This is a genomic window from Shewanella sp. BJSY2023SW001, from assembly GCF_047314685.1.
Classification (GTDB): Bacteria; Pseudomonadota; Gammaproteobacteria; order Enterobacterales; family Shewanellaceae; genus Shewanella; species Shewanella indica.
This window is the reverse complement of the sequence record NZ_JBKORF010000048.1, coordinates 166-2523: the sequence shown is the minus strand read 5'-3', so window position 1 is coordinate 2523 and position 2358 is coordinate 166. Positions and strand designations below refer to the sequence as shown.

Sequence of the window (2358 nt, the reverse complement as noted above, 5' to 3'; positions counted from 1 at the left end):
TGTGACCACCGCTCCTGAGCCTTCAATATACCGGCGTAGAGCAGTTTGAGTAAACTGTTCTCGTTGGCAAAACCACCCTTGGTTTTCGTCAGTTTACGAAACTGACGATGTACGGCCTCAACCGCGTTCGTGGTGTAGATAGCCTTACGCACGTATTCCGGGTACTTAAAATAGGTCGATAACAGCGCCCACTTGTTGCGCCAGGACTTGATGACCACAGGATATTTGTCGCCCCATTTGGCTTCCAGCTCGTCCAGCGCCATCTCAGCTGCATTGAGGGTTGTGGCTTTATAGACACACTTTAAATCAGCCATAAACGCCTTCTGGTTTTTAGACGCTACGTATTTCATTGAGTTACGAATTTGATGAATGATGCATGACTGCACCTCTGTATGTGGGTAAATGGTTTCAATGGCTTCAGGGAAGCCTTTAAGGCCATCAACACAGGCAATCAGGATGTCTTTAATACCGCGACTATGAAGATCGGTTAGTATACTTAGCCACTGATGTGCACCTTCAGTGTCTGAGATATACAAGCCCAACAGCTCCTTTTTTCCTTCTACATTGAGCGCCAGAATGGTGTACACAGCTTTGCTGACAAAGCGGCCATTCTCTTTGATTTTATAGTGAATAGCATCAAGCCAGAGGATGGGATACAGGGCTTCTAAATCACGTTCACGCCAAGCCTGAAGCTCAGGTAGCAGTTTATCAGTAATGGCGCTGATGGTGCCATTGGGGACTTCAATGCCGTAGATATCGGCGATATGGGCACGAATATCCTGATAACTTGTGCCCAGTGAAAATAGCGCAATGATTTTCCGCTCCATCTCATCGGTCAGGTATGTCTGGTTCTTTTTTACAACCTGAGGCTCGAAGGTGCCATCTCGGTCACGCGGAGTATGCAGCTCAAAGCTACCGGTAGCGGTCTTCAGTGTCTTACTGGTCTTGCCATTTCTGCGATTACCAGGCTGCTTATCTTCAAGATGTTGGTCGAGCTCAACATTGAGGGCCGCTTCAGTAAGCTGTTTAATGAGTGGGGTGAGAATACCATCTTTGCCGGTCAGGTCTTTACCTGCACGCAGAGCTTCAATGGCGGCTTCCATGTCGAATGTAGGTTTGGTCATTTGAATATCCTTTTGGGTGTATATTACTCAAATGACACAGATTTATGAACACTACCTAGAACATTGGCAGATGCAGCTCGTGCGCTCAATATAACGCCTCCATCAGTCACTCAGCGTATTCAACATATCGAAAAGAAGCTATCACTTAAGTTACTTCAACGACCTTCGCGTGTGGTTAGCCTAACAGAAGAAGGGCGCGTCTTAATCGATACCGGTATTTCGATCCTTGAGGACTTGGATGAACTCATCGATAAGCTCAATGAAAGCAGAGGGGATGTCAGTGGTCGTCTACAAGTTTTGGCGCCCCTTGGCTTTGGCAACGATGTGATAGCCCCTTTATTAGGTGAGTATAAACAAGCTCATCCGCGCCTAGAGGTGGAGTTAGAATTGTCAGACAACCCAAACTGGGCAAACCATCATAAATGGGACATTATCATCTACATTGGCCACTTAGCGGATTCCAGCCTTAAGATGGTGAGCTTGGCCCCAAACAAACGCTTTGTTTGCGCTTCGCCGGAGTATCTATCTCGTCATGGACAGCCTAAGACTCCGCAAGATCTTAAGAAGCATCAATGTATTGCCTTGAGAGAGAATAATGAAGATGTCACGCTGTGGAGCTTTACTCATGCAGTGACAGGGGCCATAGAAAGTATTCGTATTCGCCCTTCTCTTGCAAGTAATGAGGGCAGAGTGATTAAAGACTGGGCGTTACAAGGCTTGGGGATCATCATGCGATCCGAATGGGACATTCAATCACAGATTGATAGTGGTAAATTAGTGCGGCTATTACCTGATTACGAGCTTCCAAATGCCGATATTGTTGCCCTAGTGACTTCTGCTGCGCATGAGAGGTCGGCGCGAGTCACTGGCTTTTTATCTCTACTAAAAGATCAATGCCAAAAGGCGCCGTGGTTAAATCGATAGTAAGTTGGTTATCGGAGTTTTGTACTACAAACCTAATTTTTTTTACAATGATGATTCATCAAAGTAGAACAAAAATTCTAACCAGTTAATGCCCACAACTAAGTTAGCCCGAATTCAGATAATAAGTGCACCACTCATGGTTAAACGGTGAGGAGAGATCAACTGCCTGTTGGTGATACTCTGTAGTCGCCAAACAAACATGAGTAGTTACCATGAATTACAAGCAGTTGATCGAGGGACAACGATACCAGATTGAGGCCTATTTACGCGAGGGTTTCAGTTATCGGGAGATAGGAAAACGTCTGAAAGT

Annotated in this window: 3 protein-coding genes (1 of these 3 only partly in view); 2 read left to right on the top strand and 1 reads right to left on the bottom strand. The window is 45.8% G+C overall.

Annotated elements, in window-relative coordinates; all coding sequences use genetic code 11:
* The coding region (locus ACMHXH_RS10955; protein ID WP_413737998.1) for an IS256 family transposase at positions 1-1124 on the bottom strand (1124 nt) is incomplete at its 3' end.
* A gap of 63 nt (positions 1125-1187) precedes the next feature.
* Between ACMHXH_RS10955 and ACMHXH_RS10950 the strand changes: the two genes are divergently transcribed.
* Positions 1188-2048, top strand: coding sequence for a LysR family transcriptional regulator (locus ACMHXH_RS10950; protein ID WP_413738047.1), 861 nt, complete (start codon positions 1188-1190; stop codon positions 2046-2048).
* A 212-nt stretch (positions 2049-2260) separates the two neighbouring features.
* Positions 2261-2358: part of a helix-turn-helix domain-containing protein coding region (locus tag ACMHXH_RS10945; RefSeq protein WP_413738040.1), annotated on the top strand (this coding region is incomplete at its 3' end). Its footprint extends 165 nt past the window's final position; the window shows 98 of its 263 annotated nt.